The 15,088-nt window shown below is 45.0% G+C and carries 12 protein-coding genes; 3 read left to right on the top strand and 9 right to left on the bottom strand.

Annotated elements, in window-relative coordinates; all coding sequences use genetic code 11:
- Nucleotides 1-17: 17 nt before the first annotated feature.
- The 4 genes from PT964_RS09925 to PT964_RS09910 form a co-directional block, all read right to left on the bottom strand.
- Nucleotides 18-866 (bottom strand): phytanoyl-CoA dioxygenase family protein, encoded by an 849-nt coding sequence (locus tag PT964_RS09925; RefSeq protein ID WP_274363203.1) that lies wholly within the window; start codon nucleotides 864-866, stop codon nucleotides 18-20.
- Between the two features lie 18 nt (nucleotides 867-884).
- Nucleotides 885-2,486: a type 2 periplasmic-binding domain-containing protein gene (locus PT964_RS09920; RefSeq protein ID WP_274363202.1), complete on the bottom strand. Its 1,602-nt coding sequence runs from the start codon at nucleotides 2,484-2,486 to the stop codon at nucleotides 885-887.
- 65 nt (nucleotides 2,487-2,551) lie between these two features.
- Entirely contained in the window at nucleotides 2,552-3,502 is a 951-nt protein-coding gene (locus PT964_RS09915; RefSeq protein ID WP_274363201.1) for a carbohydrate ABC transporter permease, read from the bottom strand.
- Nucleotides 3,496-4,515 (bottom strand): ABC transporter permease, encoded by a 1,020-nt coding sequence (locus PT964_RS09910; protein ID WP_274363200.1) that lies wholly within the window; start codon nucleotides 4,513-4,515, stop codon nucleotides 3,496-3,498. The genes PT964_RS09915 and PT964_RS09910 overlap by 7 nt, the downstream gene beginning before the upstream one ends.
- 99 nt (nucleotides 4,516-4,614) lie before the next feature.
- On the opposite strand from PT964_RS09910, the gene PT964_RS09905 reads away from it, so the two are divergent.
- Nucleotides 4,615-5,757: a GntR family transcriptional regulator gene (locus PT964_RS09905; RefSeq protein WP_274363199.1), complete on the top strand. Its 1,143-nt coding sequence runs from the start codon at nucleotides 4,615-4,617 to the stop codon at nucleotides 5,755-5,757.
- 114 nt (nucleotides 5,758-5,871) lie between these two features.
- Here the strand turns inward: PT964_RS09905 and PT964_RS09900 are convergent, their stop codons facing one another.
- A complete protein-coding gene (locus PT964_RS09900) occupies nucleotides 5,872-7,062 on the bottom strand; it encodes a Gfo/Idh/MocA family protein (RefSeq protein WP_274363198.1) in 1,191 nt (396 codons plus the stop codon).
- Between the two features lie 228 nt (nucleotides 7,063-7,290).
- Between PT964_RS09900 and PT964_RS09895 the strand changes: the two genes are divergently transcribed.
- A complete protein-coding gene (locus PT964_RS09895; RefSeq protein ID WP_274363197.1) occupies nucleotides 7,291-8,085 on the top strand; it encodes an SDR family NAD(P)-dependent oxidoreductase in 795 nt (264 codons plus the stop codon).
- An 87-nt stretch (nucleotides 8,086-8,172) separates the two neighbouring features.
- Here the strand turns inward: PT964_RS09895 and PT964_RS09890 are convergent, their stop codons facing one another.
- From PT964_RS09890 to PT964_RS09875, 4 genes are all read right to left on the bottom strand, one after another.
- On the bottom strand, nucleotides 8,173-9,102 hold the full coding sequence (locus PT964_RS09890; RefSeq protein WP_274363196.1) for an SPFH domain-containing protein: 930 nt from the start codon (nucleotides 9,100-9,102) through the stop codon (nucleotides 8,173-8,175).
- Between the two features lie 6 nt (nucleotides 9,103-9,108).
- Nucleotides 9,109-9,531, bottom strand: a complete 423-nt coding sequence (locus PT964_RS09885) for an NfeD family protein (protein ID WP_274363195.1) — start codon at nucleotides 9,529-9,531, stop codon at nucleotides 9,109-9,111.
- Nucleotides 9,532-9,679: 148 nt separating this feature from the next.
- The gene (locus PT964_RS09880; protein WP_274363194.1) at nucleotides 9,680-11,434 is read right to left on the bottom strand and encodes a stalk domain-containing protein; all 1,755 of its coding nucleotides are present in this window, start codon (nucleotides 11,432-11,434) and stop codon (nucleotides 9,680-9,682) included.
- A gap of 85 nt (nucleotides 11,435-11,519) precedes the next feature.
- Nucleotides 11,520-12,791, bottom strand: coding sequence for a plastocyanin/azurin family copper-binding protein (locus PT964_RS09875; RefSeq protein ID WP_274363193.1), 1,272 nt, complete (start codon nucleotides 12,789-12,791; stop codon nucleotides 11,520-11,522).
- A gap of 190 nt (nucleotides 12,792-12,981) precedes the next feature.
- Here PT964_RS09875 and PT964_RS09870 point away from each other — a divergent pair, with 190 nt between their 5' ends.
- Nucleotides 12,982-14,997, top strand: a complete 2,016-nt coding sequence (locus tag PT964_RS09870) for an ATP-binding protein (protein ID WP_274363192.1) — start codon at nucleotides 12,982-12,984, stop codon at nucleotides 14,995-14,997.
- Nucleotides 14,998-15,088: the final 91 nt, after the last annotated feature.

Below are 15,088 nucleotides of genomic sequence, written 5' to 3'. Positions count from 1 at the left end.
GATGGTTGCCCCATAATTTACTTCTTAAACATTACAGCAGGGTAATAGCTTGGGATTTTCGATTGATAGGTAGTTACCGCATACTTAATTTGTTTCGGCGTCCACTGCGAATAAAACTTCCTAGTTTCAGCATCGCTGCTTAGGGCCAATTGTTCAGGGACTGTTGCCCAATCCGTCAGCGGGGGAACGGATCCGCGAGAATGGTAGTTATGCATCGTCCGACGGCCGTGGTTGCATTCGCTCTTCCCTGTCTTTCGGGTATGGTAAGTGGTGATGTTGTAAAGCACGGCCGTGCCTGCCTTCCCGCGAATATCCACTTCGCAGTAATCCTCTCCAAGCGCTTGTTTCGCTTCATCCAATGATTCGTATTCATGCGAGCTTGGAATCAGGCTAAAGCACGGGCAGCATTCATGTACATCTTTCAAATAATAAATCGCGCAAGCATACGTGCTGTTATACGGATTGTCGGGGTCCCATACTTTGCCGCCTACTGTACCGTAATAACTGATATCGCGGTGCCAGTTCATACCGCTGTTATCCGCCAGGTGAACCGGAACATCGCGGAAATCCAGCTGGGCAAAGCGCGCCTCCTGTTTAAGCACTTCCTGAATAATTGGGAAGGTCCGATGATGCCTGACAAACCGGTCGAGCTCCGGATACTTCATAATGACCTGTCCGTTGCCTGCAGCCCCTTGCCTATGCGCATGCCAGTCGTCCGGGTTGATCTCGATATCGCGATCGACCAACTGATTTAAATAATCAAGTTCATCTTTAGACAATGCATCCGGAATGACGGCAAATCCAAACTTGCGATAATGCTCAAGAATTTCTTCCCTGGTAGTCTGGAAAGCTGTTAGGCCTTTCATCCTCTTCACTCCCGTAATTTAATCCAAATAGTTTGGTTTCGATTTATCTTTCTGAAGCTCGTTAATTTCATCAATGATTTGCTGACCGCCGGCGTTTTTCCACTTCTGCAGAGCATTCAGCCAGTCGCTCTTCTTCACATTGTGGTTGATAATCGCGCTCTGCACGATCTGTTCCATATAATCGTTCCAGAGATTTGTTCCCTTCTCATCCTCTGTTGGGGAGGCTACGGTCGGGTCCCGATAATCCGGATAATCTACCTTGGCGTATTCTTCAAACTTCGATTTTACGTATTCGAAATCATCAGCAAGGCCTGCACCCTCGTAATTAAGTTTAATTTTTTCCCAATCCAGTTTCTCACTCATGGGATCCAGGAATCGAAGAGGCTCAATTTGCGGATTTTTAAAGTCATTTTCTCTATCTGCATCTGGTATTGGAATTCTATTGCCTTCCTTCATCTTGAACATCTTATCCTCTATCCCGTAACGCCGCAGGTCGGAGCCGTCAGTTAGTGTCCAATTGAGATAGCGGAAGATGCCGTCTGGATCCTTGGCTTTCGATGAAATATAAAATCCGCGGTCCATTGGGAATACGGAGCGGGTTCCTCCTTGTGCCCCGTCCGGTCCAATTAACGGCGACATAATGCCGACTTTGGCTGAAGGATCAACCTGTCTCAGCTTGGTTACATGATCGATATATCCTCCCCAGTGACCCGGCACGACCGCAACCTTGCCTGCTTTAAATTTGTCCTCAGCGAAGTTCGGTTCAGCGTTGACCTTGAACTCCGGATCAAGCAATCCTTCTGCATGAAGACTTTGGAGCCAGAAGTATGCATCGATCTCCTTATCTTTGGAAAACCATGGAACAATGGTGTTAGGATCAGATGGCGATGGTTCCCATGTATTCTGGCCAAAGCCAAAGCTTGTTCCCATATCCTTGAAGGACCATTCGTACCCCATTGTGAAAGGAACGGTATCCTTCTTGCCATTCCCGTCCGGATCGCCATCTTTGATTGCTCTGAGAGCATTGACAAATTCGTCAATGGTCTTGGGTTCTGGAATATTCAGTTTTTCAAACCAATCCTGCCTATAGTAGATTACGAATGGGACGATCGGATAGATGAGATTGGGAATAAAATAAATATCCCCCTTATCATCCTTGAGTTTATCCCAAATTCCTTGTGGGACAGCTTCCTTAATCGCAGGATATTGCTCCAAGTATTTATTAATCGGCATGAAAGCCCCCTGCGATTGAAGATCGCGATCGCGTTTCCTAACAGGTCCATTGGCCCAAACAACATCCGGCAAATCTCCTGCTGCTAAGATGGTATTAATCTTGGCGTCAAACTCAATAACAGGAATGATCTGCACATCGATCTCAACATTTCCTTGTTTGAAAAGCTCCTTCTCGTATGCTCCTCCCTTATAGTAAGTCGCCGGTCCCCAAGTGGGTCTCAAATAAGAAAATCGCACCTTCTTATTCGTCACTACTTTGTCTGTTTCTTCATCATTCCCTTCCGTTGTTTCATTCGTGTTGTTCGACTTTGTGCAGCCAAGCAAGGTTCCAACGATTAATGCAAGGATAAGCAGCACATGAACGCCTTTACGCCCAAAGCTTGACATGGCAACGCTTCACCTCTCCGCCCATATAATTATGAAAATTTCCCCTTTAGGAAATCCCCACCGCTTCAACCTTTCACAGAGCCTAACAAGATACCTTTCACGAAATACTTCTGGAGGAATGGATATACAGCCAAAATAGGGACAATAGCAAAGATGATCGTAGCAGCCTTAATATTTTCCGGAGTCACAACAAGCTGCGTAACATCTTGTGTTTGCGTCGTAGACGATCCCATTCCCATCATGTTCATGTCGATGATGATGGACCGAAGTACAACCTGGAGCGGCCATTTCGTATTGTCATTAATAAAGAACAATCCATTAAAAAAGTCATTCCAATGTGCTACGCCGTAAAACAAACCGATGGTGGCTATGACAGGCTTGGATAACGGCACGATAATACTCCATAACACTTGCAAATCCGAAGCCCCATCGATTCGTGCCGATTCCTCCAAGCTCTCCGGTATACTCCAGAAGAAATTTCTCATTAATATCAAGTTGAATGGCGCAACGAGTCCCGGAATAATAAGCACCCAGATGCTATTGATTAATCCAAGAGCCTTAAGCAACAGATAAGTAGGGATAAGACCCGCACCGAAAAGCATCGGAATAATGACAATCCACATTAAATACCTGTGCCCCGGAATATCGTTCTTGGACAATCCGTACGCTGAAGTGATCGTGAAGAGAAGATTTAGGAAGGTTCCAACAACCGTAACGAAAACAGTAATGCCGAAGGACTTTATTAATACAGGTGTTTCAAAAATATACTTGTAGGCTTCAATGGTAAATGAGTGGGGAACGATCATCATCGGATTTTGATAAATAGCATGTGCTTCGCTTAAAGATATCGCGAACACATTCATCATTGGGACTAGCGTGATCAGGCCAAGGATGATAAGAATCAGATGAATGGTCCATTGCGCCCACCATGGATTTCTGTCCAAGATTCCTGCGCTGTTTAACAGACGTTCGCTTGGCAATGAATCAAAAGATTGGGTATCGTTGCTTGTTACCATAACGATTTTTCCCCCAATCTTCGGATGATTTTATTTGCCGTTACGATTAACACCATGCCGACAAATCCTTTAAACAATCCAACGACCGTCGCCATCTCATACTGTGCCTCAAGGAGTCCGACCCGGTATACGTACGTATCGATGATATCCGCTACTTGGAGCACGGCGCCGTTGTAGAGCATAAACACCTGATCAAAGCCTGCATCCAGAATATGGCCTAGCTGAAGAATGAACAGAAGAACAATGGTAGAACGCAGTCCAGGAAGCGTAATGTGCCAGATTTGCCTTAGCTTGGCGGCACCGTCAATTTTCGCAGCCTCATAAAGCTGGGGGTCAAGCCCCGCCAATGCTGCCAAATAGATGATGGCTCCCCATCCAAATTCCTTAAGGATTCCTGTCAGCACAAGAATGGATCGGAAATATTCCGGAGTAGTTAGGAAATTAATCGGCTCCAATCCCAAGTCCCTTAAAAATAAATTAACGATCCCCAGCGGCCCGATAAAATTAAAGACAATCCCCGCAAATACAACCCAGGACAAGAAATGTGGAAAGTAAGTTACCGTCTGAATTGTCTTCTTAAACCATAAATGCCGAACCTCGTTGAGCAGCAATGCAAATAAAATGGGAACCGGAAAACCAAAAATGAGTCGGTACAAGCTGATAAGCAGTGTGTTCTCCAAGAGCTGGGGAAATTTTACAGAAGTAAATACTTCCACGAAGTGCTTAAACCCAACCCATGGACTTGCCATAATCCCCTTGTAAATTTGGAAATCCTTGAACGCGATCTGCAGCCCGGCGAATGGCAGGTAAGCAACTATGATGAAATAAACAATCGTCGGCAGTATAAGCAAATAGTAATATCGCGCTTTCCACATTCTTGCACGCAATGTCCCCCTATTCCCGCGAACCGCCCCCATTTCATCACCCCGATCATTACTTTCAAATGCAGATATAGCAGCAACAAACCAACTGTTTAAGATGATATATATTGCCTTATTTTTCTCGATATGCATGCTTTTTGGAATCGCTTGCAAGCAAGTAATAATTTATTTAAGCGCCCATATGATATATCAGGATGAATCCTCAAACTTGGAAATCAGAGGTAATATAACATGGCGATTCCTTTATATCAGCGCATCTTCGAACATTATAGACAAGAAATTATCCTTGGATCCTTAAAACATGGGGATCGGCTTCCCTCGGAATTCGAGATGTCCGAGCTATTCACGGTTAGCCGTATTACCGTAACAAGGGCAGTAAAAGAATTGGAGCAATTAGGCCTAGTCACAAGAGTGAAAGGCAAGGGGACATTCGTGCATTTACCACAAGAAACAGTAGCGGCAGGAACCGATTCGTACCCCAACCTTTCTTTCGGAGGGCAGCTGCCTATTATTTCAGTGATTCTTCCCTACGAGGAGAACATTGGATATAGCATATTGCGAGGGGCTGAGAAGGAGGCCAAAGAGCGTGGGTATTACGTCACATTCCATAACACCTCATACAATGTACATAAAGAAAGGGAAATCATTCACCAGCTCAGGAATGATAAAATACACGGGATGATCGTGTATCCAGTCAACAGCTGTGCAAACCTTGATCTATTCGCTGACATGCTTATTTCGCGATTCCCTTTCGTCGTGATCGATCGAAATATCGAATATTTACAGTTGCCAAGTGTAGTTTCCGATAATTACCAAGGAATTCATGATATAGTAAAGTATTTAATTGATTTAGGACATCGGAATATCGCCTTAGTCGGCAGTCAAATTAAGGAAGCGACTTCTATTAAGCGGCGCATTGAGGGTTATTATCAGGCTCTTGTCGGCTCGGAACTTCGTTTCCACGAAGCGTGGGTCGCTGATATTGCATTAGAGCGCATGGATAGCCCTAAAGATGAACAGGAGAAAATACGAAAAACAATAGTAAACCTTATGTCTCTTGGAAAATATGCTCCGACTGCCATCGTGTGTATCAATGATATGACAGCCAAGAAAGTAATGAAGGAAGCTTTATCGCTAGGCATCAAAGTACCTGATGAGCTTTCCATTACCGGATTTGATAATTTGCCATTTTGCGAGTATCTCGAAGTCCCTCTTACAACGGTTACTCAGAATTTCTCTAAGATGGGTGAACAGGCAGTGAAACTTCTGTTCGAGAACGATTATGCTGCGAAAGAAATCCGTCAGATTGTGCTGGAGACAGCAATTATTACACGTCAGTCAACTTGTTCGCCTAAAGTAACCGCACGCAATTGATCCGACTTCACTCAATACGTCTTGAGACAACATTTTGATCGTGATTCGAAAGACAGAAATGGACCCACAGCGGGAACACTGTGGGTCTTCAACTTTTTTTGAGGGTCGGCCCCTTTAAACAAACAGCGCTTCCCACTCTTCCTTTTTAGGTACAGCAACCCACTTGCCTGAACTCGCGGAGTCCGCGATACAATCCAACACTACTTGATTAGCCATACCGTCCTCGAAATTGGGAGTAGGGCATTCGCCGGCCTCAATTCCGCGAATCAACTCGGAAAGTAAATTAATAAACGTATGTTCATAACCGATAATATGTCCCGCCGGCCAATAGGCTCTTGCAAAAGGGTGAGCCTCTTCGGTGCAGTTTATCGTTCGAAATCCCTGCAGTCCTGCAGAGTCACTCTCTAGGAATACCTGCAGGTTGTTCATGTTCTCCATATCCCAACGGATGGATCCCTTCGACCCGTTTATTTCGAAACGGTTGCCGTTTCGGTTGCCCAAAGCGAATCGGCTCGCTTCAAATACACCCATTGCCCCATTCTCGAACTGAGCCAAACAGGCAACCGCATCATCCACGTCTACTTCCCCCATAATGTCGCCGGAAACCTTGGCGTTAAGACCGCCTGTCATATCACCAATAGGTCTTTGCGGGATGAAAGTACTCATAGTAGCCGATACTTTGCTGATCTCCCCAACGAGAAATCGTGCTAAATCCAAGGAGTGCGCAAGCAGATCCCCGAGCGCTCCCGAGCCGCATACCTCCTTACGTAACCGCCAGATCAGCGGGAAATTTGGATCCGTGATCCAATCTTGAAGATAAACACCCCGGAAATGGCGGATCGTTCCAATCAATCCCTTCTCGATCATCTGCTTAGCCATCTGTACGGCCGGCACATACCGATAATTATGCGAGATCATATGGACCTTACCGGATTTTACTGCAGCTTTGTACATCTTGAACGCTTCTTTCGCGTTCATGGCCAACGGTTTTTCGCAGACTACATGCTTACCCGCTTCCAACGCTGCGATCGCCATTTCCGCATGGACATTATTTGGGGTTCCGATATCAACCAAATCTATATCCTCACGCTCGATCAATTTTCGCCAATCTGTTTCCCAGGAAGCCCAGCCCATTTTGAGGGCCGCCTCCTTCACAGCGTTCTCATCCCTTCCTGCGATCGCTTGTAGGACCGGTTCGGCTTCTAAACCCATATAAAAGGGAATATCTCGATAGGCATGGCTATGGGCCTTGCCCATAAATTTGTACCCAATCATACCGACACGTATTTTCTTCTTTTCTTTCATTTCATAACACCTCCTAGTTTCTATGCAGAGCTTTTACGCGAACTATCTAATCCCCTCTAAAATGATAAATACGCATTCCGATACCTGTTCATTCATATGAACTAATCCGGTCATTGTTTAACAGTAAATTGAACAAACAATGGAAGAAAAATGGAGGAGGGTTCATAGAATTGAATCAAAGCGTAGTAATTGAAAATGAAAGAATTCATATAGAAAGGAAAGATGAATATGAAATTGCGGGATAAGTACGTACTGGTAACAGGTGCAAGCAAAGGGATCGGCAAGGCCATCGCGTTGGGCATGGCAAGAGAAGGCGCGCACGTGGCCGTAAACTATAACACAGACAAGGCAGGAGCCGACGAGGTTGTGGATGAAATTACAACAATGGGGCGCAAATCATTCGCGGTACAGGCGGACATCTCCGATGTAGGAAAAATCAAAGATATGTTCAGAATGATAGCTGAAAATTTCGGGACACTGGACGTTCTGATCAATAACGCCGGTATTACTGGTTGGACGGATTTGTTCGAAATGAAGGAAGAAAAGTGGGATCAAGTTATCGACACCAACTTAAAGGGGACGTTTTTTTGCTCCCTTGAGGCGGCCAGGATGATGAAGATAGCCGCAGGCGGCAGTATTGTAAATATCTCAACCATTTGCGCGGAACTCGGCGTGAAAAATCTTATCGCGTACGCAAGCAGCAAAGGTGGTATCCATGCTATGACCAAGCAGATGGCGGTGGAGCTTGCGCCTTACAACATCAGGGTCAATGCCTTTGGGCCGGGGGCTACGAATGTGGATCGTAATCTGCAGGATGACCCTAGTTATAAAAGCACTTGGGGCGCGATGGTTCCGCTAGGAAGAACCGGCGACCCGGAAGATATGGTGGGACCAGCAGTATTTTTAGCCTCTGATGATTCTGCTTATATGACTGGACAACTGTTTTTTGTTGATGGAGGTTGGACCGTAAGGGGCACAATTCCGGAGTCGAACATGGATATAGCCTTAAATAAACATCGTTGAAGCTGAAGAGAAAAATAACCCCGACCTAATTGGCCGGGGTTATTTTAGTGAGATAGTTCTTCTTTAGGCTTCTCCTGATGTCGCAATTTACCGGTTCACATCAAATATTTTGCCGATCATCCCAATGGATCCAAGTGCGTTTACTGCTTCCGTTGGAATAAATATTGTCGACGCTTTACCTTCTGCCATTTGCCCGAGGGCTTCAAATGATTTATAGGCCAATATTTGAGAATCGAGACCCGCTTGCTTTATTGCTTCAATCCTGGCTCGTTCCGCTTCAGCTACAAGTTTTATTGCTTCGGCTTTCCCATGGGCTTCTAGTTCCTGGGCTTTTTGTTTTGCTTCTGCATCAAGAATTTGCCGTTGTTTCTCCGCTTCAGCCGCAAGTACTACGGCGGCTCTCTGCGCTTCCGCTCGCAGTACTGTAGCTTGCTTTTCCCCTTCCGCCTGCAATATATTAGCTCGTTTTTCCCTTTCAGCTCTCATTTGCTTTTCCATTGAATTCTGAATATCCGATGGAATTGCTAATTGAAGCACTTCTACCCTATCAATTCGAACGCCCCAATTTTCCGACGCATTATCCAACACCAGTCTTAAATCAGCTTGAATGCGGTCGCGGTTAGATAGTATTTCATCCAGTTCCATCTTACCGATTGTAGCTCGAAGGGCGGAAGCAACAATATTATGTATTCCTTCAACATAGTTAGCTATCCCGTATGTCGCCAGTTTTGGATCCACAACCGTAAAAAATGTTGCAAGTTCTACACCGATCGCAACATTATCCTTCGTAATTACAGATTGTGAAGGCACTGTTTCCTGATGCATGCGAAGATTGTGACGAGTTCGTATTTTGTCAATGATCGGGATAATCAAATTTACCCCTGCATGTAACGTTTTATTGTATTTCCCAAGTCTCTCCACTATTGCTACAGTTTGTTGGGGGATAATCCGAATCCCTTTCGCAACGATAGTTATCACAACAGCAAAAATAATGATAAATACAATGAAACCGACCATACCGACCTACTCCTTTTTTACAAATAATTTAGTCACCCGAACCTCAATGATTTTCACTTTTTCTCCCATACAAATGAACTCATCTGAAATTGCAGACCAAACTTCTCCATTAATTTTTACCATTCCTACTTCACCGGGAATGATATCCTGAATAACGAATGCCTCGTGACCTAACAGTTTATCCGTTGTTTGCTGGACCAAAGCTTTAGATGAGGGAATCGTTTTGCGAAGGAGCGGTAATAGGAAGACATACATTAGTAAAGTTACGACTGTAAAAGTGAAGCATTGAATTAAAAAGGGGAGGCCTAGAAGATCGGAGGACATTGAGAAAATTGCTGCAACCGCTAGAAGCACGAAATAAAAAGTCCCCGTTTGCAGCTCAATAAGCACAAACAATGCAGCCAAAGTGAGCCATAAGATCCAAAGCAACTAACCTCCTCCTTTCATTAGCGTCCTTAAATATACATATGATAAGAAATGTAATTAAATGTTTCAGCAAAAAAATGACCGCCGAGCATATCGGCAGCCTTTGGTGTATTGTGAAAATAAAGTTATCTATCTGATGTGTAGCGGATAACTATTCGGTGACTACGATTTCCCCCTGCATGATCGGGTGGGTCGAGCAATAATACGTATAGCTGCCCTCCGTCATGAACTGGAATGTGAATATGTCGTTCGACAGCAGGTTTTTGCTTTGAAATACATCCGTGAGGTCATATACCGTATGGATGTCGGTGTCCTTATTGACCCAAGTGACGGTTTGCCCTTTTTTTACTGTGAGCTTGTTAGGGACGAACTCGCCTTTACGAATCTCTACGGTTAAAGGATCAATGCTGCCAAGCGGTTCGGAAGGAATGTCGCCGCTTTGAGATGAACTTCCGCTGTCCGTGTCGGATCCGTGATGATCATGACCGTTCTTAACAGACTCGAGGGCCGGCTGCGGAACGTTTGTAGGTACAGTCAAAATGATATTGCCGGTTGCATTGTCCGTTTCGATACGGGCGTGCAGTTGTTCCGACAAAAACCGTACCGGCAGCATAAAGTAGCCGTTTATTTGTTTAGGGACCGCCGTTATGTTGATTACCCTGTCATTAACCAATGCCTGCTGCTTATTGATCCAAAACTGAATGGACGTTTCGCCGGCTTTGTAAGTTACGGATTGTTCCTTATCATTCCACTTCAGTTCAGCATTCATTTGATCCGCAATAAACCGCAAAGGAACATAGTTGTACCCTAGCAGATTGAGGACGGGTTGCGGCATCTTCACTTCTTTGCCGTCGACAGTAGCCGTATTTTGCCCCTTGCGCAGAACAATCGTTTTGGTCTCCATGGCTTCGGAATTTGCCCTTACGTTCATCATGGTATGGAGACCTCCGGGATACACCCCGTTATTGGTGTTATCGACGATATTATGACTGTGCAGGGGAAACATACCGTCCTGGTCGAATGTAACTAGAAGATCGTACCGTTCTCCCGGGCCGATCAGAATGGTATCTTTCCGGGTCGCCTGGGGCAGCGGCCTGCCGTCGGATGCGACGACGTCAAAATGAAAACCATGCATATGAAAGCTATGCGGCTGGTACCCTGAATTAATGATTCGGATTAGTACGGTTTGCCCGACCTTGCCTTCGATCATGGTAGAGGAGGTTTCCTCCGTATCCGGATACGACTTGCCGTTGATAGTCCAGTACTTAGGGTTAAAAGAAGTCCGGTCATAAGCTTTCCCTTCTTCTACCGCTCTGTGCCAAACCGGATCGATTTCGTTCACGACGAATACGTAATCTTTGTCATAAGCGGGCCCTCCTGTCCAAGCCTGGTTGACGCCGTCTTTGGCTTTCACAATGAATGCGCCAAACATTCCCATCTGCAAATGTTCGATCGTATCTACGTGACAGTGGTAAAAATAGGTGCCTGCATGTCCCGCTGTAAATTTGTAAGTGAACGATTCACCGACCTGGATCGCTAGCGATGTATGGGGGACCCCGTCGTTTTGCTGATTCGTGTCAAGTCCGTGCCAGTGGATGGTATGGGCCAATTTCTTTATCCCTTTCTTCAGTGGCCCGATATTGGTAAGGGTGATTTCCACTTGATCTCCCTCGTTCACTTCCAGCGTCGGGGATGGATACAAAGCGCTTCCGGGTTCATTTTTTAGACTGTAACCCCACACATAAACCTGTTTGCCGTCCGGTAGCGTGAGGTAACCGTCTGTCGCATACAATTGATATTTCTTTACCGCCGGAATTGCTGCATCTGCGGAGCGTTGTGAACATGGCACAAAAACGAGCAAAGCGGCGAAGAGCAGAATTGGCCACTTGAAGCGATAGTTTTTCACAATTCGGTACTCCTCTCGAGTTGGTGAAAAAAGAAGAGGAGCTGCGAACGCGGCTCCTCCCGTGCGCCTTACATATTTGAAGAGATTAATGATGTGCGTGACCGCCTGTTGAATTGCCGACCGTTACGGTGAACGTCTTGGTCGTTTCGTTCCAGGAATAAGATCCTCCAAGTGCCCTTACGATTTGCTCCGCTGAGGCGAATCCGACGCCTTTCACGATATTGATGCTGACATTAGCCGATTTGGCCTCACCTGCTGCCTTTATCGTAGCGGATTTGCCTTTTACGGTTAAGGTGCCTCCCAAGGCTTGCGCGAACAATTTAACAGATACTTGTATGTCGCCGTTTTTCCACTCCGCACCGGCGGAATCGGCTACCGCTTTTCCGTTCACCACCAATTTAATGGCGTCTTTTGGAACAACAACGATTGTGCCTGTCATTTTAGAGCCGGAGTGCAGATAGCATTCGTACTTATAGGTTCCGGGCTTTGTAAACTTCAAGCTGTATTTCGTTCCGGGCATCATGATTCCTGAGTTCGTAAAGCCGGTACCGTCAAACGCGGTTTTTCCGGAAGGCGCCAGGAATGCGGGATTGAACTCTCCTTTTTCGGTGAAGAAATTCAGATCTGCAGGTTTATTGAACGTAACAAAATGGGGTTCGTAGGGGCTCATGTTCATCCATTCCACGGAATCGCCTGCGCTGACTACAACCAAATCGGGCATATTTTTGTTGTGAGACAAAGTCGAATGAGCGGATCCCATTCCGATACTGTAAGTTAAGGAACCGTCATTGTTTTTGGTATATGTCGCAGAAGCATTGGAACCATCCAACAGCTGAGCTTGCAGCAAGAGCTCATTCTCCTGCCATTTGGCGTCTGCAGCTTGTGCAATTTTGTCTGGAATCGGCTGTCCTTTCGGGATGACAACAATTGTGCCGGTCATCATTGGATGAAGAACGCAATAGAAAGAATAAACACCGCTTTTCGGGAAAACAACTTCATACTTTTGCCCGGGAAGAAGAATACCGGAGTTAAGAAGCGCTTTTCCGTCCCAGCTCACCCCGCTGTCGGCCGACGGCACTGCATGAGCAGGGTCTGTAGGCAACAAGGGCTTCTTGGTTTCGCCGAGGAAGGTTACGGTGTGAGGAGTGATTTTCGCTCCGTTGGTAAATTCCACTTTGTCACCTTCATGGACATAAGTGACCCTAGGGAGCATCGCATCAATCGACGTGGAGTCCGTTTCCTTGCCGACCGCAACTTTCCAGGTTTGCGAAGCGGCAGAATCCTCTGCCATTACGTTTCCAACCAGCATGAATACCGCAACAACAACGAGCAATAATGCAGCGACTTTCTTTTTCAAACTGATTCACTCCTTGAGGGATAAGTATTAAAATTACAATAAAAGCTTACTATTTAAATCTTCCTAACCAATGCTGAACCTCCATCCGCTTATCTTTGTATCATTTACTTACTTTCAATTACAATGCGATATTCACTCTCACCGAACTCTCATTTCCTCAACGTACTAAAGAATAGGAAGGTGTTGCGCTGTGGTGGATGTTACTTACGAACAACAAAAAAAATTTGAACCATTTTATGGACGAGAGCAGGAACTCGATTCAATAAGACAGTTAATGCAATACGACGGACCCCGTATCGTGCATATTTATGGTCCAGGGGGAATAGGAAAAACTGCCCTGATCCAAAAATATTGTCAGGATGATTCCGCGAGTGATTTCTTTCAGCTGCAGCTTACCGACGATGATCATGTGATTGTAAATACTTCTTCACAGAGCATATCGATAGATCATCTCCATCACTTCATGAACAACTGCGCATCATGCTGTGAAAATGTTGTTTTTGTAATCGATCCTTTCGAACCTTGGAAGAAGCATTTCCAACGGCTGGTTTCATTCTCATTGCCGCGCCTTGCTCCAAGCGTCCGTATTTTATCGGCTTCTCGATTTCCTTTGGAACAATCGTGGCCAAAGTATGCGGACGGAAAACAATCCATTTACAACTTGGAGCTAAAACCGCTGGACCAAACGGCAAGTTACCGATTCGCCGAATCATTGGGCATCCGCAGCTTTGAAACGCTTCACAATATTACTAAATTTTGCAGAGGATTTCCGTTTGCAATTCAACATATATCGCAGGATACTCTTCTTGAGGGAGACGAAGTGATTGGTTCGAGGTTATATAAAGTGAAGTTTTATCACGAAGCCGTCAAATTTCTATTGAAAAATGTAAAACTATCTCATGCCCAGTCTAAGCTTCTTGATGCCGCCTCAATGTTGTGGAGCTTTGATTATGATCTGATTACTCATTTGCTGCAGTGTGATGTCAATATTCATGTATTCAGAACCTTTTGCGAGCTTCCCTTCATAAAGTTGACCCCAGAAGGATGGCAAGTTCTGAATTCCATCAGACCTTGGATCCGCAAAGATTTTAATTTTAGATCCCCGGAGCTCCATACTGCTTACCTGCACAAAGCAAGATCTTACCTTCTAAAAAGATTACACCAAAAAAAACCGAACGAACGGTCATCGATTTACTTGCAGCTGCTGCATCTGATCGATCACGATATATTACATAGCTATTGTTTTCTGGAATCTTTCGATGAATTTGATATACGTCCCGTTCTTAAAGACGAACTCCCCACAGTAAAGATGATGTTTACTCGGTTTCACCATAGCGTTCCCGGCTTTTTTCCGGACCTTACCATGCAAGAGGACTATTTAGAGGAGTATTTTGACTTGAGCCCTGATACTTTCTACGGTTTCTATAATAAAAAGCGATTGATCCTCTTTGTGTCCGCTCTGCCGCTAACCCGGCGTATAAGAAAAGAGTTAATCAATAACCCGACATACAGCCGTTACATTAAACATTCCGCCTACCAAGAAAATGAAATAATAATGTGGATTGCATCTTTTCAACCTGAATTCGGAGCAAGTGCCGTCGGATTGGCTTTTATGTTTGGCTACTCCAAGATTGCACCTAACAGTCTCATGACTGTTATTACTCCATTTCCGGAAGCGCATCAGCTTATGGAAAGTATGGGGTATCAAAGGCTAAGCTGGGGGGATTACGTTTCCGAAGACGGTGTTGTATATAAAGCATATCAGTTGGACTTAAGAGAGGGCTTGCTTTCGGAACGGTTATTAACATCCCGAGAGGCCAACAGTCCCGTTCTCTCCCCTTCTCAACCTGAGATGATTGAACAAACGAAACATCTATTAATTCACTTCCATAATTTCGAGGAAAATCAAAATTTCGTTAGCGGCTACCCCTATCTCCGAAAATATATCCATTCCAAGCATGAACTAAGTGAGGCAGCGAATCAATTAAGGAAACTGATCCTTTCGATCGTGGAAGAATGGTGTGATGCCAACGGCCAAAATGCTGCTTACGGAACCATTCTGCGATTGAGTTATATACAAAATTCAGGTAATCATGAAACCATTGCGCAACGAATGAACATGGCCTTAAGCACGTATTATCGGAATTTGAAGAAAGCTGTAACAAAAATGTCCGATGCTATAACGGTATTTTATTATAATAAGTGACGTTTTGGGATGAACCGATAGCTTGGACAATATGGCGACTGCAGTCGTGTAAGGAAAAACGCTCACTTTCGGGAACGTTTTTTCATCAAGG

The organism is Paenibacillus thermotolerans (assembly GCF_028745515.1).
Lineage (GTDB): Bacteria > Bacillota > Bacilli > Paenibacillales > YIM-B00363 > Paenibacillus_AE > Paenibacillus_AE thermotolerans.
The sequence above is the reverse complement of the archived record's forward strand: the minus strand, read 5'-3'. Positions and strand labels throughout refer to the sequence as shown.